16 protein-coding genes are annotated in these 23,228 nt (G+C 68.7%); 13 read left to right on the plus strand and 3 right to left on the minus strand.

Annotation, left to right across the window (positions count from 1 at the left end):
- Positions 1-62 precede the first annotated feature (62 nt).
- Together V7787_RS08445 and V7787_RS08450 are read left to right on the plus strand one after the other, a co-directional pair.
- Entirely contained in the window at positions 63-1,508 is a 1,446-nt protein-coding gene (locus V7787_RS08445) for a short-chain fatty acid transporter (protein ID WP_336087169.1), read from the plus strand.
- 983 nt (positions 1,509-2,491) lie between these two features.
- A complete protein-coding gene (locus V7787_RS08450) occupies positions 2,492-4,228 on the plus strand; it encodes a M64 family metallopeptidase (RefSeq protein WP_336087171.1) in 1,737 nt (578 codons plus the stop codon).
- A 23-nt stretch (positions 4,229-4,251) separates the two neighbouring features.
- Here V7787_RS08450 and V7787_RS08455 read toward each other — a convergent pair whose 3' ends face one another.
- Positions 4,252-5,190: a ComF family protein gene (locus V7787_RS08455; protein ID WP_336087173.1), complete on the minus strand. Its 939-nt coding sequence runs from the start codon at positions 5,188-5,190 to the stop codon at positions 4,252-4,254.
- 331 nt (positions 5,191-5,521) lie between these two features.
- On the opposite strand from V7787_RS08455, the gene bioB reads away from it, so the two are divergent.
- From bioB to folE, 9 genes are all read left to right on the plus strand, one after another.
- The gene (gene bioB, locus V7787_RS08460; protein WP_442965308.1) at positions 5,522-6,559 is read left to right on the plus strand and encodes a biotin synthase BioB; all 1,038 of its coding nucleotides are present in this window, start codon (positions 5,522-5,524) and stop codon (positions 6,557-6,559) included.
- 18 nt (positions 6,560-6,577) lie between these two features.
- Complete coding sequence (bioF, locus tag V7787_RS08465) at positions 6,578-7,810, plus strand: 8-amino-7-oxononanoate synthase (protein WP_336087175.1); 1,233 nt, start codon at positions 6,578-6,580, stop codon at positions 7,808-7,810.
- Positions 7,807-8,259 carry an ACT domain-containing protein gene (locus V7787_RS08470; RefSeq protein ID WP_336087177.1) on the plus strand — a complete coding sequence of 151 codons (453 nt, stop codon included), beginning with the start codon at positions 7,807-7,809 and terminating at the stop codon, positions 8,257-8,259. The genes bioF and V7787_RS08470 overlap by 4 nt, the downstream gene beginning before the upstream one ends.
- 338 nt (positions 8,260-8,597) lie before the next feature.
- The gene (gene bioH, locus V7787_RS08475; protein ID WP_336087179.1) at positions 8,598-9,395 is read left to right on the plus strand and encodes a pimeloyl-ACP methyl ester esterase BioH; all 798 of its coding nucleotides are present in this window, start codon (positions 8,598-8,600) and stop codon (positions 9,393-9,395) included.
- Positions 9,396-9,522: 127 nt separating this feature from the next.
- Positions 9,523-10,434: a malonyl-ACP O-methyltransferase BioC gene (gene bioC, locus V7787_RS08480; protein WP_336087181.1), complete on the plus strand. Its 912-nt coding sequence runs from the start codon at positions 9,523-9,525 to the stop codon at positions 10,432-10,434.
- Positions 10,431-11,423: a multidrug resistance efflux transporter family protein gene (locus V7787_RS08485; RefSeq protein ID WP_336087183.1), complete on the plus strand. Its 993-nt coding sequence runs from the start codon at positions 10,431-10,433 to the stop codon at positions 11,421-11,423. The genes bioC and V7787_RS08485 overlap by 4 nt, the downstream gene beginning before the upstream one ends.
- Before the next feature lie 103 nt (positions 11,424-11,526).
- A complete protein-coding gene (locus V7787_RS08490; protein ID WP_336087185.1) occupies positions 11,527-13,218 on the plus strand; it encodes a sensor domain-containing diguanylate cyclase in 1,692 nt (563 codons plus the stop codon).
- 277 nt (positions 13,219-13,495) lie between these two features.
- Positions 13,496-13,837 carry a hypothetical protein gene (locus V7787_RS08495; RefSeq protein WP_336087188.1) on the plus strand — a complete coding sequence of 114 codons (342 nt, stop codon included), beginning with the start codon at positions 13,496-13,498 and terminating at the stop codon, positions 13,835-13,837.
- Positions 13,838-14,052: 215 nt separating this feature from the next.
- On the plus strand, positions 14,053-14,646 hold the full coding sequence (gene folE / locus V7787_RS08500; RefSeq protein ID WP_336087190.1) for a GTP cyclohydrolase I FolE: 594 nt from the start codon (positions 14,053-14,055) through the stop codon (positions 14,644-14,646).
- 152 nt (positions 14,647-14,798) lie between these two features.
- Here folE and V7787_RS08505 read toward each other — a convergent pair whose 3' ends face one another.
- Both V7787_RS08505 and gltB read right to left on the minus strand, forming a co-directional pair.
- Positions 14,799-16,331 (minus strand): FAD-dependent oxidoreductase, encoded by a 1,533-nt coding sequence (locus V7787_RS08505; RefSeq protein WP_336087192.1) that lies wholly within the window; start codon positions 16,329-16,331, stop codon positions 14,799-14,801.
- Between the two features lie 259 nt (positions 16,332-16,590).
- Positions 16,591-21,060 carry a glutamate synthase large subunit gene (gltB, locus tag V7787_RS08510; RefSeq protein ID WP_336087194.1) on the minus strand — a complete coding sequence of 1,490 codons (4,470 nt, stop codon included), beginning with the start codon at positions 21,058-21,060 and terminating at the stop codon, positions 16,591-16,593.
- A 517-nt stretch (positions 21,061-21,577) separates the two neighbouring features.
- Between gltB and V7787_RS08515 the strand changes: the two genes are divergently transcribed.
- Together V7787_RS08515 and V7787_RS08520 are read left to right on the plus strand one after the other, a co-directional pair.
- Complete coding sequence (locus V7787_RS08515) at positions 21,578-22,852, plus strand: TCR/Tet family MFS transporter (protein WP_336087196.1); 1,275 nt, start codon at positions 21,578-21,580, stop codon at positions 22,850-22,852.
- Positions 22,853-22,956: 104 nt separating this feature from the next.
- Positions 22,957-23,187, plus strand: coding sequence for a hypothetical protein (locus V7787_RS08520; RefSeq protein WP_336087198.1), 231 nt, complete (start codon positions 22,957-22,959; stop codon positions 23,185-23,187).
- The last annotated feature ends 41 nt before the right edge of the window (positions 23,188-23,228 follow it).

The following is a 23,228-nucleotide window of genomic DNA, read 5'->3' on the forward strand; positions in this document are numbered from 1 at the left end:
TCCTAGTGGCCCACACCGCCCACGCTTGGACAATCGCCAAGCCCCGTCGCAGGAACCCCGTCATGACTTCAGCCGCCGCCTCCGCATCCGCCGACGGCCCGCTCGCGCGCTTCGCCCTGCGCAGCGCCGCCTGGGCCGAACGCTGGTTTCCCGACGCGTACGTGTTCGCCGCCTTGGGCGTGGTGATCGTCGCCTTGGCGGCGCTGGCGTTCGGCAGCACCCCGACCGCCACCGCCAGCGCGTTCGGCGACGGCTACTGGAGCCTGATTCCTTTCACCATGCAGATGGCGTTCGTGGTCATCGGCGGTTACGTCGTCGCCACCGCGCCGGCGGTGGCGCGGGTGATCGACGCCCTGGCGCGGGTGCCGCGCAGCGGCCGCGGCGCGATCTGCTACGTCGGCTTGATCAGCATGCTGACCTCGCTGCTGAGCTGGGGCTTCTCGCTGGTGTTCGGCGGCCTGCTGGTGCGCGCGCTGGCGCGGCGCGAGGACCTGGACATGGATTACCGCGCCGCCGGCGCGGCGGCGTATCTGGGGCTGGGCGCGGTGTGGGCGATGGGGCTGAGTTCTTCGGCCGCGCAGTTGCAGGCCAATCCGGCCAGCATGCCGCCGGCGCTGCTGGCGATCACCGGGGTGATTCCTTTCAGCGAAACCATCTTCCTGTGGCAATCGATCGTGCTCACCGCGGTGTTGATCGCGGTGTCGCTGCTGATCTGTTTCGTCACCGCGCCGCGCGGCGGCTCGGTGCGGCGCGCGCGCGATTTCGAAGGCGCCGAACAACTGGCCGCGGACGAAAAACACGCCGCCTCGCTGCCGCCGCGCACGCGTCCGGGCGAATGGCTGGAATACAGCCCGCTGATCACCGTGGCGCTGGCGGCAATGAGCCTGGGCTGGCTGGCGTACGAGTTCGCCAACAAATCCTGGATGAGCGCGATCGCCAATCTCAACACCTACAACTTCCTGTTCCTGACCGCCGGCCTGTTGCTGCACTGGCGTCCGCGCAGCTTCCTCAACGCGGTCGCGCGCGCGGTGCCCAGCACCACCGGCGTGCTGATCCAGTTTCCGTTGTACGGCGGCATCGCCAGCCTGTTGACCGCGGCCAAGGGCAGCGACGGACAGACCTTGGCCCACCATCTGTCGACGGTGTTCGTGCATATCGCCAGCACCGAGACCTTCACCCTGGTGATGGGCGTGTACTCGGCGGTGCTGGGGTTCTTCGTGCCGTCCGGCGGCGGCAAGTGGATCATCGAAGCGCCGTACGTGATGCAGGCGGCCAACGATCTGCAGGTGCACCTGGGCTGGGCGGTGCAGGTCTACAACGCCGCCGAGGCGCTGCCCAACCTGATCAACCCGTTCTGGATGCTGCCGTTGCTGGGCGTGTTGGGGTTGAAGGCGCGCGATATCGTCGGCTTCACCTTCATCCAGTTGCTGGTGCACATCCCGCTGGTGCTGGGTCTGTTGTGGTTGCTCGGACTGACCTTGAGCTATCACCCGCCGGTCATGCCCTAGGCGCAATCGCTGCGCCGCGCAAGCGGAAAAATCCTACCCCACCGCGCGCCGATGCCCGACTGACGCGGACCGGCCGCGGGCGCGATTCTGTGTCGGTGGAGACGCCGCTCGGGCTGCAGCGGCGGGAGCGCGATAAGGAGGTCGCGCTCCGCCTCCACACCCGGAAAAACCGCGGTTTTTTCCGCTGCCGCGCGGGCGTTTCTCAGCCTGTGCGATGCGTTTTGGAGACAATGGCTGCACGCGACAGGGAAGGGAATTCCGGCGTTGTAAACGGACTTCGAACGCAGCAGGGGAAGGGACTTCGGCAGGCAAAAAAGGACATCGGCAACGGACCAGGGAGCCTCGCGCGCGGCATGCGTCCTCGTCGGCTCGACGCACGCGATGAAGGTCCACACCGATTCGGCAGGGACGCCGGTCATCAGCACACCCCCGCCCGATTCGATCGGCGCGCCAGGAGGCGACGCGTAGGGACACACCGCCAAGGACGGCGGGCGATCGGAATCGGGGATGCGCCCTGGATGGCGCGCGTGGCGGAATGGATTCCGCCATCGGGCGGCGCGGGATAGGGCGCCGCATGCGGCTTCGCCGCGCGAACTTGCACGGGCCGGTGGCGTCGCGGACGCTATTGCCGCACCGCACCGCACCGCACCGCACCGCACCGCACCGCACCGCACCGTGCCGTGCCGTGCCGTGCCGCATCGATGCGGCACCGTGCCGGTCGCGGCTGCTCGGCCCACGGCCCACGGCCGTCTGCCGGGCGAATATGCATATTCGCCGGAAGTCATCACAAAACCCCGGTAGCGACCCGTCCCGATTGTGTGATCGCGGCGGCGAAGCGTGGAAAGCGGCCGGGTTAGCGTGCTGCCGTCGCCGGGGAAGCGACCGGTCCGGCCGTCCGGACACCCCGGCCACACGGTCCGATCCGCCCGACCCAGAAGGGCCGCCAGCGCGCTTGGCCACCCGACTTCGCCATGGGGAATCTCATGAATCCGATCAAGCTCTCGCGCATCGCCTTATCGGGCCTGTTGGCCGTGGGCGGCGCCCAGGCCGCCACGCCCGCTCACTACGTCGTGTTCGAAATGGACCGGCAAGGGCGTGCCGAACCGGTGTTCTACACCCAGGTGCAGCTGACCGATCCGGATCGCGACCGGCAAGGCGCGAACGCGCCCGAGCGCGGCGTGGAGCGGGTGCCGTACCGGATCTCGCGCGATGGCGCCAAGAGCGCGGCCGTGTACGAAGCGCAGGTGCCGAATTTCATCCGCGCCGAATTCGCTCGCGATCCCGAGCACGGCGACGGCGAGATCGAACTGCATCCCTTGGTCCGCGATCCGCATCGCGCCTTCGTGGTGCGGGTGCCGGTGGATGAGGCCGATACGATCGAGCTGATCGGCAACGGCAATGCCAAGTCCGCCCAGCGCATCGATCTGCGCGAACTGGCGATCCGCTCCTCGCAGCTGCCGCTGGCGGCGACGATGCTGGCGCGCGCGCCGTGGTCGTTGTCCGGGCAGAGCCAGGACAAGGCGGTCAAGGCGGCGAACTCGGCCAACCGCATGGACATCCTGGTCATCGGCGACGGTTACACCAACGCCGAGCAGACCACGTTCGCCAATCACGCCGCGGCCTTGAAGACGGCGATGTTCAACGTCAGTCCGTACAAGGAATACCAGAGCTTTGTGAACTGGCAGGCCGGTTTCGTCGCCTCGGCTCAGTCCGGCGCCGATCATCCGCCGTATCAGGCCGGTTGCACCACGACCAGCTGTTGCGCCGATGGCGATGCGCGCAACGATCCGCGCGCCGGCCAGTTCGTCAACACCGCGCTCGATGCGACCTTCTGCACCAGCCAGATCCACCGTCTGCTGACCACCCGTTCGTCCAAGGTGATGGCGGCGGCGGCGAACTTTCCGGATTGGGACAAGATCCTGGTGACGGTCAACGATCCGGTCTATGGCGGCGCCGGCGGCTCCTATGCGACGGTTTCGGCGCATACCAGCGCCTCGCTGATCGCGATCCACGAATTCGGCCACAGCTTCCACGGCTTGGCCGATGAGTACACCACGCCGTATCCGGGCTTCCCGGCTTGCAGCGATGTCAGCGGCAGCGCGCCGTGCGAAGCCAACGTCACCAACCAGACCAACGCCACTCTGGTGAAGTGGCGCAGCTGGTTCACCCCGGGTCAGCCGATTCCGACCCCGGCCGGCACCAGCGGCACCGGCTTGTTCCAGGGGGCGCGCTATCTGAGCAGCGGCATGTACCGGCCGGTCGACAACACCTGCCTGATGCGCTCGCTCGGCAGCACCTTCTGCCCGGTCTGCCGACAGGAATATGTGCGCAAGCTGTACCGCGGCGGCTTCGGTTCGCCGTCGGCCGGCATCGATCTGATCGAGCCCGGCACCGAGGCGCCGTCGCCGGCCAGCACGGTCGCTTATGCGCGCGGTACGACCAAGCGCTTCTCGGCGACCTTGCTGCGGCCGAGCATCGGCACGGTCGGCGTGCAGTGGTATCTGGACGGCGTGGCGATCTCGGGCGCGACCGCCGCGACCTACGATTTCCGCCAGGACGCGGCTACGCCGGCCACGCGCACTTTGGAACTGCGCGTCACCGATCAGACCGCGTTCGTGAGCGCGGCGATGGCCGGCGATCTGCTCAAGCATTCGCGCACCTGGACGATCCGGGTCAACGCGGCGGCAAAACCGGCGCTGGCCTTGGCGGGGCAGCCCTGAGCGGTTGATCGAGCGCGCGCGGCTCACAGCACGCGCGCGCAGACCCAGGCGTCCACGCGTTGCACGCCGGCGCGACGCAGCGTGCGCGCGGCGGCGTGCAGGGTCGCGCCGGTGGTCATGACGTCGTCGATCAGGATCGCGTGCGCGGGGGGCGGCGCTCGCTCGCGCCATGCGAAGGCGTCGCGCAGATTGCGGCGTCGCTGCGCGGCGTCCAGGCGCGATTGCGCGGGCGTATCGCGCTGGCGGACCAAGGCGTCGGCGAGCACCGGCAGGCGCAGCGCTCGCGCGAACGGTCGGGTGAGTTCCAGCGCTTGATCGTAGCCGCGTTGGCGCAGACGGGCGGGGTGCAGCGGGATCGGTATCAGCACCGGAGCGGGGCGCACGGACGGTGAGCCGGCGCTTGCGCGGAGCGGCGACGTGCGCGAAGTACCGGCGATGTCGGCAACGGCGCGCGCCGGATCGCGCGCCAGCGACGACCCACGGCCCGGCCTGTCGGCGGCGTGCGTCGATTCGCATCCAGGCGCCGCGCGCGCATCGGGCCGAGGGTCCAGGGCAGGGGGACGATCGCTGGCGAACTTGGCGGCGAAGCTCCGCGCCATCATCGTCGCGAGCAATCGCCCCGCGGCGAGGTCGCGATGGAACTTGAAGCGCGGCAACAGCCGATCCAGCGGCGCGCGATACGCGCAGGCGGCGTGCAGCTCGGTCACCAGCGCAGGTTGGCGCAGGCAAGCGCCGCAGAGCGCCGGCGAATCGCTCGCCGCCGCACTCGCCAGCGGCATCGCGCAGCGCAGGCAGGCCGCCCCCATCCACGGCCACGCCGCCTCGCAGGCGCGGCACAGATCGCACCCGTCGATACCGGCTTCAGCGCAGACCAGACAGCGCGAGGGCCATAGCGACCAGCCCAGACGGCGCCAGAATCCGTCGCCGCGTGGCGCATCTATCGCGGAGGCGGCGGACGTCATGGGGCGAGTTTGGCCGGCCGGCAGCGATAACGCCGTCGGAGGATTGCCGAAGCCGGGGTGGGGAAAGGCCGCGATTCCGAGCGCATTTGCCCGAGGGGCGGCGCGAGGGGGGCATTCGCGCGCCCGCGGCCGTCGCCGTGCTCGGGCGACTTGCACCGAGCGTCGCAGACATCGGGCCCGGGGACGGCCAACTCCCGCCAGTCGCTGTCAACTAAATTGCGCCACCGTCGGTTGACAGTCGCGCCCCCGCTTCCCAGACTGCCGGCTCCGGCCGCTTGCGGCCGGTCCCCCTTTGCCCGCCGTCAGTGCAATCCCGCTGGAGCCAGCCCCGGTGTCTATGTCTTCCTCCACTCCGCTACGCCACGACTGGTCCCGCGCCGAAGTCCGCGCCCTGTTCGACCTGCCGTTTCCCGAGCTGCTGCACCGCGCCGCCAGCGCGCACCGGGAGAACTTCGACCCCACCGAGGTCCAGGTCAGCACCTTGTTGTCGGTCAAGACCGGCGGTTGCCCGGAAGACTGCAGCTACTGCCCGCAGGCCGCGCGCTATCACACCGGCGTGGACGCGACCAAGCTGATGAGCACCGAGGCGGTGATCGAGAAAGCCAAGCAGGCCAAGGCCGCCGGTGCCTCGCGCTTCTGCATGGGCGCGGCCTGGCGCTCGCCCAAGGACCGCGACATCCCGAAGGTCGCGGCGATGATCCGCGAAGTGAAGGCGCTGGGCCTGGAAACCTGCGCGACCCTGGGCATGTTGTCGGGCGATCAGGCCAAGTCGCTGAAGGCGGCCGGCCTGGACTACTACAACCACAACCTGGACACCGCGCCGGAGTTCTACAACGAGATCATCCACACCCGCGAGTTCCAGGACCGCCTGGACACGCTGGAACACGTGCGCGACGTCGGCATGAAGACCTGCTGCGGCGGCATCGTCGGCATGGGCGAGTCGCGCGGCCAGCGCGCCGGACTGCTGCAGACCCTGGCCAACCTGCCGGCGCATCCCGATTCGGTGCCGATCAACCGTCTGGTCCAGGTCGAAGGCACGCCGCTGGCCGGCACGGCCGAGCTGGATCCGTTCGAATTTGTGCGCACCATCGCAGTTGCGCGTTTGATGATGCCCAAGTCGATGGTCCGCCTGTCGGCCGGACGCGAAGCGATGAGCGACGAACTGCAGGCCCTGTGCTTCCTGGCCGGCGCCAATTCGATCTTCTACGGCGAAAAACTGCTGACCACCGGCAACCCCGACACCGAGCGCGACCTGGCCCTGTTCGCGCGCCTGGGCTTGAAACCCATGCAAATCGTCGAGACCGCCGGCACCGTCCATGCGAGTATTGAGGAACATTCCGAACAGCCCGCCCACACCTGCGCCGCTTGAAGCGGCGGAGCCTCCGCGATGAGCAGCCAGCGAACCCTTTGGCGCGAACGGATTCAAACAGCCCAGGCCCAGCGCGTGGCGAACGCGCGCAGCCGCACCCATCGCGTGGTCACCCACCGCGACGGCGCGCGCTGCGAAGTCGAAGGCCGATCGCTGGTCAACTTCTGCGGCAACGACTATCTGGGCCTGTCGCAGCACTTCGCGGTGACCAACGCGTTCCAGGACGCGGCCTCGCGCGAGGGCACCGGCGGCTTGGCTTCGCATCTGGTCTGCGGCCATCACGCTCAGCATGAAGCGCTGGAACGCGAACTCGCCGATTGGCTAGGATCGCCGCGCGCGTTGCTGTTCGGCAGCGGCTTTCTGGCCAACATCGCCGCGGTGCAAGGTTTGCTGGAAGAAGACGACGTCTGCGTGCAGGACCGTCTCAACCACGCCAGCCTGATCGACGCCGCGCGCCTGGCCGTTTGCCGTTTGCGCCGCTATCCGCACGCCGATCCCGAAGGCGCGATCCGGCAGCTGCGCAACGTCCCCGATGGCTTGGCGATGCTGGCCACCGACGGCGTTTTCAGCATGGACGGCGACATCGCGCCGTTGCGCGATCTGGCCCTGGTGGCGCGCGCGCAGAAAGCGGTGCTGTACGTGGACGACGCGCACGGCGTGGGCGTCACCGGCCCCGACGGCCGCGGCAGCGTCGCCGCGGCGCGGTTGTCGACCCAGGAAGTGCCGCTGCAGTTGGCGACCTTCGGCAAGGCGCTCGGCAGTTACGGCGCGGCCTTGCACGGCGATGCGGATTTGATCGGCCATCTGGCCGAAACCGCGCGCAGCCATCTGTACACCACCGCCTTGCCGCCGGCGCAGGCCGCGGCCACGCGCGCGGCGATCAAGCTGGCGCGCAACGACCATTGGCGGCGCGAGAAGCTGACCGAACTGGCCGCGCACTTCCGCGAACGCGCCGGCAAGCTCGGACTGGAATTGCTGCATTCGACCACGCCGATCCAGCCGGTGATGTGCGGCGACGACCGCCGTGCGCTGGCGATGGCGCAGGCGCTGGAGCAACAAGGTTATTGGGTCGCCGCGATCCGTCCGCCGACCGTGCCCGAGGGGCGCGCGCGCTTGCGGGTGACGTTCTCGGCGCTGCACACCCGCGAACAAGTCGACGGCCTGATCGAGGCCTTGGCGCGCGCGGCCGAACGCGTGGCGATCGAGCGCAGCGACAACGGCGCGGAAGCGCCGGCCACCGTGGCGCGATGAGCGCAAACCCGTCTTCGACCGCCGGCGCGAACTCGGCGGCCGCATCGATCGCGCAAACCGATCTGGCGCAAATGCTGGCCGGTCTGCAAGTCGATGTGCGCGAAGGCGAGTACGTGTACGCCACTGCTTCCGATACGCGCTCGCCGCTGCGCGAGCTCGCGTTGGCGACGGTGACCGAGAACGAAGGCCTGACCTGCGTGCTGCGCCGGGCCGATGCCGACGCGCACGGGCTCAAGTACGAGTTCGTCGCCGCGTGGCTGACCTTGCGCGTGCACTCGGCGCTGGAAGCGGTGGGTTTGACCGCCGCGCTGTCGCGTGCGCTGACCGGGCACGGTATTCCATGCAATGTGTTGGCCGGGTTCTATCACGATCATTTGTTGGTGCCGGCGGATCGGCGCGATGAAGCGATAGCGGCGCTGCATGGTTTGCGCGATGAGGCGGCGGGGTGAGGGAGTCGCTCGCACCTCGACAACCGCGCCTGCCCCCTGCCGTCATTCCCGCGAAGGCGGGAATCCAGAGACTTCAGCGCCATCTTTCCAGATCGTCATTCCCGCGAACGCGGGAATCCAGCGACTTCAAACGTTCTCGCACGAAAGGCACTGGATGTTCGGCTCCGCCGAAGTAAAGCGGAGCCCGCCTTCGCGGGAATGACGGCAAAAGCAGCCACGACGCGAAATTCTAGGATCGTCGCTGTCGCCGGCATCAGCATCGAATCGAACCGCAGCACTCGCAACACCCGCACACCCAGACCAGCACCAACGCACCGCAGTACGGACCACCAGCCCCCATGTACATCCAAACCACCGGCGCCCCCCCCGACTCCGGCCGCCCGGTCATCGCGCTGATCCACGGCTGGGCCATGCACGGCGGTTTGTTCGCCCCGCTGGTCGAACGCTTGTCGCCGCACTACACCCTGCACCTGATCGACCTGCCCGGCCACGGCTACGCCCGCGAAGACACCAGCGCGCTCGATCCGGCTGCATTGGCGGCGCAACTGGTCGAACGCATTGCCGACGCCTACTGGCTGGGTTGGTCGCTCGGCGGCCAGGTCGCGCTGCGCGCAGGTTTGGACCATCCGCAGCACGTACGCGGCCTGATCATGATCGCCTCATCGCCGCGCTTCGTCGTCGGCGAGGACTGGCCGCACGGCGTCTCGCCCGATTTGTTCCGCAATTTCGGCAGCGCCCTGGAGCGCGATTTCCGCGGCACGTTGGAAGGGTTCCTGGCGCTGGAAGCGCTGGGTTCGGCCAGCGCCCAGGAGGAGTTGCGCGCCTTGAGGCAGCAGGCGTTCGAACGCGGCGAACCGGCCGAGCGCGCCTTGCACGAAGGCCTGACCCTGCTCGACGGATTCGACGTGCGCGGCGAACTGCCGCGCCTGCAAGTGCCGAGCCTGTGGATCTCCGGACGCCGCGACCGCCTGGTGCCGGCCGGGGCGATGCCGGCCGCCGCCGCGCTCGCGCCGCAAGCGCGCAGCGTGGTGATCGCCCACGCCGGTCACGCGCCGTTCCTGGGCGCGCCCGATGAGGTGACCCAAATCATCGAGACCTTCATCGGCGAAACCCAGGCCGACGCGGCACCGGCGTAAGGCGCCGCGTCGCCGCGTCGGCCCCCGACAACGCGATGCGCTCCGCCTCACCCGCGCGGCCGCGACCCGATCGCGATCCGCGCGTCGCTCTCTACCGTCATACGCACCACGCAACCCAGAAATTCCCATGACCGATCTGTTCGACCACCGCCAAGTCCGCCGCTCGTTTTCCCGCGCCGCGCACGGCTACGACAACGCCGCCGCCCTGCAGCGCGAGGTCGGCGCGCGCCTGTCGGAAACCCTGGATTACCTCGACGATCGCGCGCCCGAAGTGGTGGTCGACATCGGCTGCGGCCCCGGCCATCTGAGCGCGGCGATGCAGAAGCGCTGGCCGCGCGCGCAGGTGATCGCGCTGGATCTGGCCCTGCCGATGCTGCGCGAAGCGCGCACCCGCTTCGGCGAAGGCGGCTGGCGCCCGCGTGTGCTCGGCGGCGCGCGCCGGCCCGAGGCGATCTGCGCCGACGCGCGCGCGCTGCCGCTGCGCGACGCCAGCGTGGATGTGCTGTTCTCCAACCTGTGCCTGCAATGGGTCGAAGACCTGCCGGCGGTGTTCGCCGGTTTCCGCCGCGTGCTCAAGCCGGGCGGTCTGCTGCTGGTGTCGACCTTCGGCCCGGACACCTTGTTCGAACTGCGCGGCGCCTTCGCCCAGGCCGACGCCGCGCCGCACGTCAGCCTGTTCCCGTCGATCGCCCAGTTCGGCGATGCGCTGATCGCGGCCGGGTTCAAGAACCCGGTGCTCGACCGCGACGAATTCACCCTCGGCCATCCGGACCTGGGCCATCTGATGCGCGAACTGCGCACGCTCGGCGCGACCAACGCGATGGTCGACCGCCGCCGCAGCCTCACCGGCCGCGCCCGTTTCGCCCGCGCCGCCCAGGCCTACGAGCCGCTGCGCGACGGCAACGGGCAACTGCCGGCGACCTGGGAAGTGATTTACGCCCACGCCTGGGGCCCGGAGCCGGGCACGCCGATCCGGGTCGGCGGGGTCGATGAGGTGCAGGTGCCGGCCTCGAGCATCCGGATCAGGCAGCGGCCGTGAGCGCGCGCCGGCAGGCCCTGTGGGCGGTGCTGATCGCGCTGGCGTCGGCCTTGTTCTTCACCTGCACCTACGTGCTCAACCGCGCCGCCGCCAACGGCGGCGGGCATTGGGCCTGGACCGCGGCGCTGCGTTACCTGTTCACCCTGCCGATGCTGGCGGTGGCGATGCCGTTGCTCGGCGGCATCCGGCCGGTGTGGCGGGCGATCCGCGCCCATCCCGGGCCGTGGCTGTGGTGGAGCGGGATCGGGTTCGTGCTGTTCTACGTGTGCCTGAGCTATGCCGCGGCCAGCGGGCCGTCGTGGCTGATCGCCGGCACGTTCCAGCTCACGGTGATCGCCGGAATGCTGTGCGCGCCGTTCTTGTACCGCGATGCGCGCGCGCGGATTCCGCTGCCGGCGCTGGCGGCCGGCGCGGTGATCGTGGCCGGGGTGCTGCTGCTGCAACTGGGGCACGGCGGCGGCCGGCTCGACCGCGACGGCTGGATCGCGCTGGTGTGCGTGGCGATCGGCGCGGTGGCTTATCCGCTGGGCAATCGCGGACTGCTGCTGCACCTGGAAAAGAGCGGGATCGAGCTCAACGCCAGCCAGCGCGTATTCGGCATGACCCTGGCCAGCCAGCCGATGTGGTGGGCGCTGGCGGCGTATGCGGGCGCCGGCACCGGCCTGCCGTCGTCCGGACAGATCGCGCTGGCCGCGGGCGTGGCGCTGGGCGCCGGGGTGATCGCGACGGTGTTGTTCTTCCAGGCCACCGGCATGGTCCGCAACGATCCCACCGCCCTGGCCGCGGCCGAGGCGATGCAGGCGGCGGAGATTCTGTTCGCCACCGTGATCGGCGCGCTGTGGCTCGGCGAAGCCTGGCCGCAGGGCCGCGCCCTGGCCGGCGCCTGCGTGGTCATGTTCGGCATCGTCGTCTTCAGCGTGGTCGCCGCGCGCGCGGCGGCCGGCAACGAGCGCAAGGTCAAGCAGTTGCGCAGCGATCGGGGCGGCTGAGGCCGCCCGGCGAGGCGTGGCGCGCAACGTCCGGCCGCGCGTCCCGCCTCGCGCCGACTCCGGCTAGACTGCAACGCTCATTCTCGCGGGAGTGGATCCGGGTATGCGCAAGGCCCTGTGGGCGCTGACGATCGCGTTGGCCTGCATCTGCATGCCGGCCGCGGCGCAATCGCTGAAGGTCGAGGTGCTGATGACCGACAGCGACCTGCAGACGCCGCCGGTCGGCGCGGCGGTGATGCTCAGCGAGGTCGCCGAACGCCCCCAGGACGTGGTCCGGTTCAGTCTGCCGCATCGTCAGGAGGGCTACTGGCTGCGGCTGACCAGCCAGCGCTCGATCAAACCCGGCGACGGCCTGATGCTGGTGGTGCGCGGCCCGCGCGCGATGGGTCCGTTGCTGTATTACCCGCCGGGCGGGGCCAACCTGCGCGAGATCGAAGACGCCGAACACGGCGGGGTGCCGCTGTTGCGGCGCGGCTGGGTGCTGTCGCTGCCCAACGGCTGGCCGACCTCGACGGTGGCCTATGTGCGGATCAAGGGCCGCGCGGCGGTGAGCGAGCTGCGCCTGTCGTTCGCCAGCATTCCGGAGCTGGCCCGGCAAGAGCGCGGCGACGCGCGCTTCATGGCCGCCGCGTTCACCGCGATGATGTTGATGGCGGTGGCGATGGTCGGCGTGTGGGTGGTGTTCCGCGACTTCGTCTATCTCGGGTATGGCGCCTACCTGGCGTGCATGGCCACCTACCTGTTGCTCAGATCCGGCGATGCCTCGGAGATGTGGGGCCTGGCCGAGATGGCCAGCGAGCCGGCGGTGGGCTGGGCGCTGGCGACCCTGGCGACGATCTTCCAGCTCGGTTTCAGCCTGCGCTTTCTCGATCTGCCGCGGCTGATGCCGCGCACCGCGTGGGTGCTGCGCAGCATCCAGTGGGCGAACATGTTCTGGCTGCTGGTGCTGGTCTTGTTCCGCGAACACGTCTACGGCTGGTGGTACATCGGCGGCAATGCCTTGCTGCTGCTGGGCGTGCCGCTGATGTTGGTGATCGCGGTGGTGGCCTGGCGCAAGGGCGCGCCGTACGCGGGGTATTACCTGCTGGGCTGGACCCCGATGCTGGTGCTGGCCGGCGCCCTGGCGGCCAACATGCTCGGGCTGCAGGACGCCGAGTGGGCCGAGCGCGGCCTGGCCCTGACCGCGGTGCTGGAGTCGGCGGTGTTGGCGCTGGCCTTGAGCCAGCACGCGGCCAACCGCCATCGGATCGTGCTGCTGGCGCGGCAATCGGCCGAACGCGACCCGCTCACCGGCGCGCTCAATGCCCAGGCCCTGGAGCAGATGCTGCAGGCCTGGTCCTCGCCGGGCAGTCTCAACGTCAACACCTACGGATTGCTGTTGGTGGACCTGGACGCCTTCAGCGAGATCAACGGCCGTTACGGCCGCGCGGTCGGCGACGCGCTGCTGCAACAGGCGCTCTCGCGCATGCGCGGCGCGCTCGGTCCCGACGACACCATCGCGCGCATGGAGGGCGATTGCTTCGGCATCGTCAGCGAATGCGAGCGCAGCGAAAGCGAGGCGCTGGCGCGGCGCATCGGCGAGGCGTTCGCGCAACGGCCGTTCCGCATCGACGGGCACGAGATCTCGGTCAGCGTCAGCATCGGCCTGGCCATGTCGCAGCGCGGCGAGCAAGTGCCGGCCTTGTTCGAACGCGTGCGCACGGCGCTGCGCAACGCCACCGCCGCCGGCCGCAACGCGGTCAGCGTGGCGCAGAGCAGCGGCCGCGATACCGCGGTGATACTGCAGGCCGAGTAGCCGGGAACCGGGCGCGGGCAGCAGGCAATGGGCGCGGCAACGCGCGAGCGAGGATGCATCCGGGATGCCGGATGCACTGAATTCGCCGATGAATTACATGTTTTTTACGATTCCGCGTTCCCCGATCTCCTCACACCGCGCTAACGCAGCTGACCGGACCGGCGCGGTTAGCTGAACATCCGCGTCCGCGCGCCGCGTCTTCACCTGCATTGCATCGGCCTGGGCCTAGTTTGGGTCCATGGAACGCGTTGGGCGTTTAGGCATGTCGATGCAAGCCATGAGCAATCACAACGAAACGGACGTCGTCGCCGCGGTTGCCCAGGCGATCGATATGGGCGAATACCGGGAGCACTTCCACCGCGAGTTCCGCTTCGCCCCGTACTACAGCGCCGGACGCGAATGGCCCGATTACGAGCCGGCTTACCGCTACGGCTACGACCGATTTCTGCACTGCGGCGGGCGCCGCTTCGAGGAGGTCGAGCAAGAACTGGCGCGCGAGTGGGCCCATTGCCGGGCCGCCTCGCGCCTGCCCTGGACCGAAGCGCGCGAAGCGGTGCGCGACGGTTGGCATCACATCGAGCGCAGCCTGCCCCACGCGCTCGATCGGCCCTTGCGCTGACAGCCCGCGCACCGGCCCTGCTCCCTGGTCTCTCTCCCCCGGGGAGTCTGCTGGTCGCCCGCATCGGGCGACCTTTTTTTTGCGGCCGGTTTTGCGGCCGAGATTGGCGCAGGCGTGATTGCGGTTGCTTTGCCGCTTCGGGTTTGCCGACCCCGAATCCCCACGCGCCAATCCCGGCTTGGTAGCATTCGGTTCCCACCGTATGGGGCCGAACCATGGCCGACACCCCCGAAAAGCCCAACCGCGCGCAAGCCGAAGCCGCGGTCCGCACCTTGCTGGCCTGGGCCGGCGAAGATCCCGCCCGCGAAGGCCTGCTGGACACGCCCAAGCGCGTGGTCGAAGCCTATGGCGACTGGTTCAGCGGCTACACCGACGACCCGCGCGAGTATCTGGCGCGCACGTTCGAGGAAGTGGCCGGCTACGACGAAATGATCGTGCTGCGCGACATCGAGTTCGAAAGCCATTGCGAGCACCACATGGCGCCGATCATCGGCAAGGCGCATGTGGGCTATTTGCCCAGCGGCAAAGTGGTCGGCATCAGCAAACTGGCGCGGGTGGTGGAAACCTATGCGCGCCGTTTCCAGGTGCAGGAAAAGATGACCGCGCAGATCGCCCAGTCGATCCAGGACGTGCTGCAGCCGCTCGGCGTGGGCGTGGTGATCGAGGGCGCGCACGAGTGCATGACCACCCGCGGCGTGCACAAGCGCGGGGTGAGCATGATTACTTCGAAGATGCTGGGGATGTTCCGCGACGATGCGCGTACGCGGGCGGAGTTTTTGCGTTTTATCGACGTAGGCCCGGGGCGCTGATTCCAAGCACCCACGATCTGCTCCCTCTCCCGCTTGCGGGAGAGGGTTGGGGTGAGGGCACGCGGCGCTACGATCTCGCGTCGTAACTTAGTTCGCGCGCGCCCTCATCCGCCCTCCGGGCACCTTCTCCCGCAAGCGGGAGAAGGGAAAACTCAGCCAACCTTCGCCAACAGCGAATCGCCCCGCGCCGCCACCGGCGCCCGCTCGCTCAACAGCGACACGATCCCCGCCGCCGCCTCGCGGCCTTCGAACGCCGCGGTCACCACCAGATCCGCGCCGCGCACCGCATCGCCGCCTGCGAACACCTTCGGGTTGGTGGTCTGGTACGGCAACCCCGCCGCGGCCTTGCGCTTGGTCGCGCAGCTGCCCGAGGTCGCCAACACCTTGATCCGGCCGTTGTCGGCCAGTTCGATGCCTTGCTGGGCCAGCCACGCCGGCGGATCGGGCTGGAAACCGAAGGCGATGATGACCACGTCCGCGTCCAACGCCGACTCGCCGCCTTCGACGATCTCCGCGCGCTGACGCCCGCGCGCATCCGCCGGCCCCAGCCGGGTCTCGGCCACGCGCACGGCGTTGACCGCGGTGCCGTCGCCGAGCAGTTCCAGCGGCTGGCGGTTGAACAGGAACTCCACGCCTTCCTCGCGCGCGTTGGCGACCTCGCGCGCGGAGCCGGGCATGTTGGCCTCGTCGCGCCGATACACGCAGCGCACCTGGGCCGCGCCCATCCGCACCGCGCTGCGCACGCAGTCCATGCCGGTGTCGCCGCCGCCGAGCACGATCACGCGCTTGCCGCGCAGATCCGGCAGCTCCAGCTGATCTTCCCAACCGGCGATCGGCCGCGAGCTCGACGTCTCGCCTTCACCGTGGACCACGCGGCCGTTCTGAACCAGGAACGGCAGCGCCGGCAGCACGTTACGCAAGTCCTGGCCCGGCAGTCCGCCGTCGGTATAGCGATAGGTGCCCAAACCCAGGAACACCGCGTCGAACTCGGCGATCAATGCATCGAACCCGATGTCGCGCCCGATCTCGACGCCGAGCCGGAACTGCACGCCCATGCCTTCGAGCACTTCGCGGCGTTGAACCATCACCGATTTTTCCAGCTTGAAGCTGGGGATGCCGAAGTGCAGCAGGCCGCCGATGGCTTCGTAGCGGTCGAACACCACCGCCTGGATGCCCGCGCGCGCCAACCGGTCCGCGCACGACAGCCCGGCCGGCCCGGCGCCGACGATGGCGACGCGGTGGCCGCTGGCCTTGACCGCGGACAGATCCGGGCGCCAGCCGTCGGCGAGCGCGTTGTCGACGATGTACTTCTCGACCGCGCCGATGGTGACCGCGCCGAAACCGTCGTTGAGCGTGCAACTGCCTTCGCACAGGCGGTCTTGCGGACACACCCGGCCGCAGACTTCGGGCAGGGGATTGGTTTCGTGGCAGAGCGAGGCGGCTTCGTGCAGGCGGCCTTCGCGCGCCAGTTCCAGCCAGTTGGGGATGTAGTTGTGCAGCGGGCAGGCCCAGCCGCAGTAGGGGTTGCCGCAGTCCAGGCAACGGCCGGCCTGCTTCTTGGCTTCGACCTCGGCGAAGCGGCCGTACAGCTCGCCCCAGTCGCCGTTGAGGCGCAGTTGCAGCGGGATGCGCGAAGGCATTTCGCGCGGTGCTTCGCGGAACTGGAAGACTTGCTTCTTGCTCATTGCTGGCAATCCGGTTGGCGTTGTCGACAGGTGGCGGGTGCGTTTAGAGCAACGGCCGAAGCAAATCCCCCCTGGCCCCCCTTTTTCAAAGGGGGGAACCCGGTCGGTTTTGGCGTCGGGGCGTGCAGGGGCTTGCTTGGGTGCTCGTTACGCGACATTCCGCTCATCTCTACCGCCTTCGCTGTTGCCGTTCCCCCCTTTGAAAAAGGGGGGCAGGGGGGATTCGCTCTTAGCTCGCAACACGACGAAATCCCGATCATCACGCCGCACTCCTCAACGTCTCGGCCAACGACTCCAAACTCGCCGCCTTCGGCTTGACCAGCCAGAACTTGCCCATGTAATCGCGCATCTCATCCAGGATCCGCCGCGCCCACGCGCTGCCGGTCAAAGCCACATGCGTCTCCAGCAGATCGTGCAGATGCGAGCGGTGGTTCTCGAAGCCGTCGGCGGAAATGCGCAGGATGTCGATCAGCTCGTGGTTGTAGCGATCGACGAAATCGCGCTCGGTGTCGAGCACGTAGGCCATGCCGCCGGTGAAACCCGCGCCGAAATTCAAGCCGGTGCGGCCGAGCACCGCGACCACGCCGCCGGTCATGTACTCGCAGCAGTGATCGCCGGCGCCCTCGACCACCGCGGTCGCGCCGGAGTTGCGCACGCCGAAGCGCTCGCCGGCGCGGCCGGCGGCGTACAGCTCGCCGCCGGTGGCGCCGTACAAGCAGGTGTTGCCCAGGATCGGCGTCTCGTGCGCGGGGTAACGCGCGCCGACCGGCGGACGCAGCACGATGCGTCCGCCCGCCATGCCCTTGCCGACGTAATCGTTGGCTTCGCCGGACAGCTCGAAGTTCAAACCGCCGGCCTGGAACGCGCCGAAGCTTTGTCCGGCGGTGCCGTTGAAGCGCAACGTGATCGGCGCATCGCTCATGCCGCGGTCGCCGTGGGCGCGGGCGATGTGTCCGGACAGGCGCGCGCCGATGCTGCGGTCGGTGTTGCGGATCTTGTAGCTGTACTCGCCGCCGGCCTTGTCGGCGATGACCTGGGCCAGATCGGTTTCCAGTTGCGCGGCCAATCCGTCCAGCGCCGCCGGCGGCGCCGGCATGCCGCAATGGCCGCCGTGGGTCAGGCCGGAACCGGCCAGCAGCGGCGACAAATCCAGGCGTTGCTGACGCGCGCTGTCGCCTTGGCTCTGCTTGAGCAGATCGGTGCGGCCGACGATTTCGCCGAGCGTGCGCACGCCCAGCGCGGCCAGCCACAGGCGCACTTCCTCGGCCAGCAGGCGGAAGAAATTCTCCACCCGCTCCGGCAGGCCGGTGAAGTGATCGCGGCGCAGGCCGGCGTCTTGGGTGGCGACGCCGGTCGCGCAATTGTTGAGGTGGCAGATGCGCAGGTACTTGCAGCCCAGCGCGATCATCGGCGCGGTGCCGAAACCGAAACTCTCCGCGCCCAGCAGCGCCGCCTTGACCACGTCCAGGCCGCTCTTGAGGCCGCCGTCGGTTTGCAGAATCACCCGTTCGCGCAAGTCGTTGGCGACCAGCGCCTGGCGCGCTTCGGCCAGACCCAACTCCCACGGCGTGCCGGCGTAGCGGATCGACGACAGCGGGCTGGCGCCGGTGCCGCCGTCGTGGCCGGACACGGTGATCAGGTCGGCGCCGGCCTTGGCCACGCCGGTGGCGATGGTGCCAACGCCGGCGTGCGAGACCAGCTTGACCGAGATCAGCGCCTGCGGGTTGACCTGGCGCAAGTCGTGAATCAACTGCGCAAGGTCTTCGATCGAATAGATGTCGTGATGCGGCGGCGGCGAAATCAGGCCGATGCCGGGCATCGCGTAACGCAGCCGCGCGATCAGCTCGTTGACCTTGTGGCCCGGCAACTGGCCGCCTTCGCCGGGCTTGGCGCCCTGCGCGACCTTGATCTGCAGCACTTCGGCGTTGACCAGGTATTCGGGGGTGACGCCGAACCGGCCCGAGGCGATCTGCTTGATCTTGGAGACCTTGTCGGTGCGGTAACGCACCGGGTCTTCGCCGCCTTCGCCCGAGTTGGAGCGTCCGCCCAGGCGGTTCATCGCGATCGCCAGCGCCTCGTGCGCTTCCGGCGACAACGCGCCCAGGCTCATCGCCGCCGAATCGAAGCGGCGGACGATGGCCGAGACCGGCTCGACCTGGTCCAGCGGGATCGGCTCGATCTCGGCGTTGTCGAGTTCGAGCAGATCGCGCAGCGCCGCGGTCGGGCGTTCGTTGACCGCTTCGGCGTAATGCTGCCAATCGCTCCACTCGCCGCTGCCGACCGCGCGTTGCAGGCGGGTGACCACATCGGGATTGAACAGGTGGTACTCGCCGCCCGGGGTGTACTTGAGCAGGCCGCCGATCTCCGGCAGGCGGTTCGCGTCCCAACCGATATCGGCCAGCGTCTGGTTGTCTTGCTGCAGCAAATCGAAACCGGCGCCGGCGATGCGCGAGGGCGCGCCGGTGAAGCACAGGTCCACGACCTCCTTGTCCAGGCCGATGATCTCGAACAACTGCGCGCCGCGGTAACTGCCGATGGTGGCGATGCCCATCTTCGAGATGATCTTGAGCAGGCCCTTCTTGATCGCGCGCCGATAGCTGCGGCCGATCTGCGCGACTTCGCCGTGCTTGGTGCGCAGGATGCCGCGCGCGCCCAGGTCGTGCAGGGTCTGGTAGGCCAGATACGGGTACACCGCGGTGGCGCCGAAACCGATCAGGCAGGCGAAGTGGTGCGGGTCGCGCGCGGTGCCGGTTTCGATGATGAGGTTGGCTTCGCAGCGCAGACCGACCTTGACCAGGTGCTGATGGATCGCGCCGGTGGCGAGCAGGGCGTGCATCATCAGCGCGTCGCGGCGCGGGCGGCGGTCGCTGAGGATCAGCAGCACGATGCCTTCGCGGGTGGCCTCTTCGGCCTCCGCGCACAGCCGCAGCAATGCCGCCTTCAGGCCTTCCTCGGCGGTGTAGTTGAGGTCGATGTAGCGGTGCGACTGGTCGTACGGCGCCATCGACAGCAACTGGCGCAGCTTGCGCTGGGCCAGCACCGGCGAGTTGAGGTGGATGTGGCCGACGTTGCCGGGGCCGTCGACGAACACGTTGCCCTCGCGCCCGATCTGGGTCGCCAGCGACATCACGCAGTCCTCGCGCAACGGGTCCATCGGCGGGTTGGTGACCTGGGCGAAGGCCTGGCGGAAGTGGTCGTACAGCGGCCGCACCTGTTGCGAGAGCACCGCCATCGGCACGTCGTCGCCCATCGAGCCGGTGGCTTCCTGTTCGATCTCGGCCAGCGGGCGCAGCACTTGTTCGCGTTCTTCGCGGGTCAGCTGAAACAGCTTCTGGAAGCCGGCCAGGGTTTCGTGATCGAACGGCTCGGCGGCCAGGTTCGGATCGATCAGCTCGCTGTGCAGGTAAGTCATGCCCTGCTTGAGCCAGCGCTTGTACGGCGCGCGCGCGCGGTTGATCCGGTCGATGGCTTCCGAATCGAGCAGCTCGCCCTGATACAAGTCCGCGGCGATCATCTCGCCCGGGCCGAGCTTGCCCTTGGCTTCGATCTCCTCGGCCGGCAGTTCCCACACCCCGGCTTCCGAGGCGATCAGGAAATGGCGGTCGCGCGAACGCAGCCAGCGCGCCGGGCGCAGGCCGTTGCGGTCGAGGGTGCAGGCGGCGTAGCGGCCGTCGCAGGTGACGATGCCGGCCGGGCCGTCCCACGGCTCGGTGTTGAGCGCGTAATACTCGTAGAACGCGGCCAGGTCGGCGTCCTTGTACTCAAGCGATTGAGTCGCCGGCGGAATCAGGATGCGCATCGCCTTGAGCAGGTCCATGCCGCCGGCCTGCAAGACCTCCAGCATGTTGTCCAGGCTTTGCGAATCCGAACCGTCGGTGCTGACCACCTGTTCGAACTCGCGCAGATCCAGGCTCGGCGTGCGCCAGCTGTAGGCGCGCGCCTGGGCCCAGGCGCGATTGCCGGCGATGGTGTTGATCTCGCCGTTGTGGGCGAGCAGACGGAACGGCTGCGCCAGCGGCCAGCGCGGGGTGGTGTTGGTGGAGAAGCGTTGGTGGAACACCACCGCGCTGGCGGCCAGTTCGGCGCGCTGCAGGTCCGGGTACAGCTGCATCAGCCGGTCCGGCAGGACCATGCCCTTGTAGCCGATGCTGGCCGAGGACAGGCTGACCACATAGAAGTCGCGGCTGGGAAACGCTTCGCTCTCGCGCAGGCGCTGCTCGGCGCGGCGGCGCGCCAGGAACAGCGAACGCTGGAAGCCGGCCGGGTCGAACGGGCTGGCGGCGTCGACGAAAATCTGTTCGATCCGCGGCATGGTCTGGCGCGCGAGTTCGCCGCAGGCCTCCAGATTCACCGGCACCACCCGCCAACCGGTGACCCGCATGCCTTCGCTGCGCAAGGTGTCGTTGAGGGTGTCGCGGGCCTGTGCGGCGAGCGCGGGGTCGTGCGGCAGGAACACCAGTCCGGCGGCGAAATGCGCGCCCGGGCGGATGTTGGCTTCGCGCGCGATCAGGCGCAAGAACGCATCGGGATGGCGAATCAGCAGGCCGCAGCCGTCGCCGCTGAGCCCGTCGGCGGCGACACCGCCGCGATGGGTCATGCGCGAGAGCGCCTCCAGGGCGCGATCGACCAAAGCTCGGCTAGGGCGATCGTCGAGTTGCGCGATCAGTCCGAAACCGCAGCTGTCCCGCTCATCGCGGGGGTCGTACAAACTTTGTTGCTTGGCTTGCATCGCATCTCCGGGACGTAAAGGGTTCCGTGGATCGCTAGCTCGCTACCGCATTCGCGTTGTGGTGGTGCCGTCTTGTCCGTCCTGTTGTGGTTGCGGGCGCGCGCAAAGGATGCGGCGGCCGCAAAGACCGGCTTCGACGTGGTGCTGTCCAACGCGAGTCGTGGTCGCGATATCGCTGTGTCGTTTGCCGTCGCGCAGGGCGCATCCGCCACGGGCGCGGGATTTCTCCCGCACCGGCGGTGTAATGACCGAGCGTGTCCCGACTAAAGCACAAATTGTGCGATGCGGCAATTCACCTTAGGGCGCGGAAATTGCGGGAAGCGCGCCGGCGCGTTTTTGTTAGCGCGCGCGCTCACAGGCGTTTTTGTAACTAAATGATCTTGAACGGGAAATAGAAGCTTCGCCGAGCAATTGGTAACGTCGGAAACCATCGCCGGGTGACAATCGTCCCTGCTGCGCGTGCCCGCGCGCGCTAGACTGCGCCGATCGGATTACCTCGGGCCGGCCGCCTACTCCTATGACTTCTGCTTCCGCTCCCGCCGCGGGCGCGCGTCGTGCTGCGCTCGTCTTCATTTTCATCACCGTGCTGATCGACGTGCTGTCGTTCGGCCTGATCATTCCGGTGCTGCCGCACCTGATCGAGCGCTTCGTCGGCGGCGACACCGCGCGCGCCGCCTATTGGGTCGGCTTGTTCGGCACCGTGTACGCGCTGGCGCAGTTCATGTTCGCGCCGATCCAGGGCAGTTTGTCGGACCGCTACGGCCGGCGTCCGGTGATCTTGCTGTCGTGCCTGGGCCTGGGCCTGGACTTCATCCTGCTGGCGGTGGCCAACACGCTGCCGCTGCTGCTGATCGGACGGATCATCGCCGGCATCACGTCGGCCAGCTTCACCACCGCCAACGCCTACATCGCCGACATCACCCCGCCGGACCAGCGGGCCAAGAGCTTCGGCATGATCGGCGCGGCGTTCGGCGTGGGCTTCGTGGTCGGGCCGTTGATCGGCGCCTACCTGGGCGAGATCGATCTGCGGCTGCCGTTCTGGTTCTCCGCCGGTCTGGCCTTGTTGAACTTCCTCTACGGCTTGTTCGTGTTGCCCGAATCGCTGCCGCCGGAAAAGCGCAGCCGACGCTTCGATTGGGCCCATGCCAATCCGCTCGGCGCGCTGAAGCTGCTCAAGCGTTACCCGCAAGTGTTCGGCCTGGCCGCGGTGGTGTTCATCGCCAACATGGCCCACTACGTGTATCCGAGCATCTTCGTACTGTTCGCCGGCTACCAGTACCACTGGGGCCTGCGCGAGGTCGGTTGGGTGCTGCTGGTGGTCGGGGTGTTCAACATCATCGTCAACGTCGGCCTGGTCGGCCGGGTGGTGGCCAAATTCGGCGAACGGCGCACGCTGTTGTTCGGCCTGGGCTGCGGCGCGTTGGGTTTCGTCATCTACGGTTTGTCCGCCAGCGGTTGGTTCTTTCTGCTGGGGCTGCCGATCAGCGCGTTGTGGGGTCTGGCGGCGCCGGCCACGCAGGCGCTGGTCACCCGGCAAGTCGGCCCGGAAGTGCAAGGGCGGATCCAGGGCTCGCTGATGAGCCTGATCGCGCTGGCCGGGGTGGTGGGCCCGGCGACCTTCGCCGGCAGCTTCGGTTATTTCATCGGCAAGACCGCGCCGATCCATCTGCCGGGCGCGCCGTGGTTCATCGCCTCGGCGCTGTTGGTGACCGGATTGCTGATCGCATGGCGCTACGCGCGCGTGCCGGCGTCCGCGCCGGTGGCGAGGGCCGAGGCCGAAGCGGCGGCCTGAATGCGACACGGTCTGTGAACGCAACCCACCCTACCTGACCGATGGCACAGGTAGGCGCGCGTCGCCGGCGGCATCGTCCGGCGACCCGGTGAGGAGATCGTCCGATGCGCGCTGTCTGGTTGTCCCTGGTGTCCGTCGCCGCGTTGAGCGCCTGCGGCGGTTTGCAGTACCGCGACACCAACGCCGCGGTCGATGCGCGGCCCGAATGCGTCAGCGGCCCGCTGCGTCCGGGCGAATCGCCGCCGGGCTGGTGCGAGCGCAAGGTCGAGGCGGTGCGCGGCAGCGACAGCCAGAGCGAGAAGATCGACTTCAGGAAGAAAGACGGCGGCGGTTGAGCCGCCGCGCCCGAGCCGGTCGGCGATGGAATCAGGGCGGA

The organism is Pseudomonas sp. CGJS7 (genome assembly GCF_036961695.1).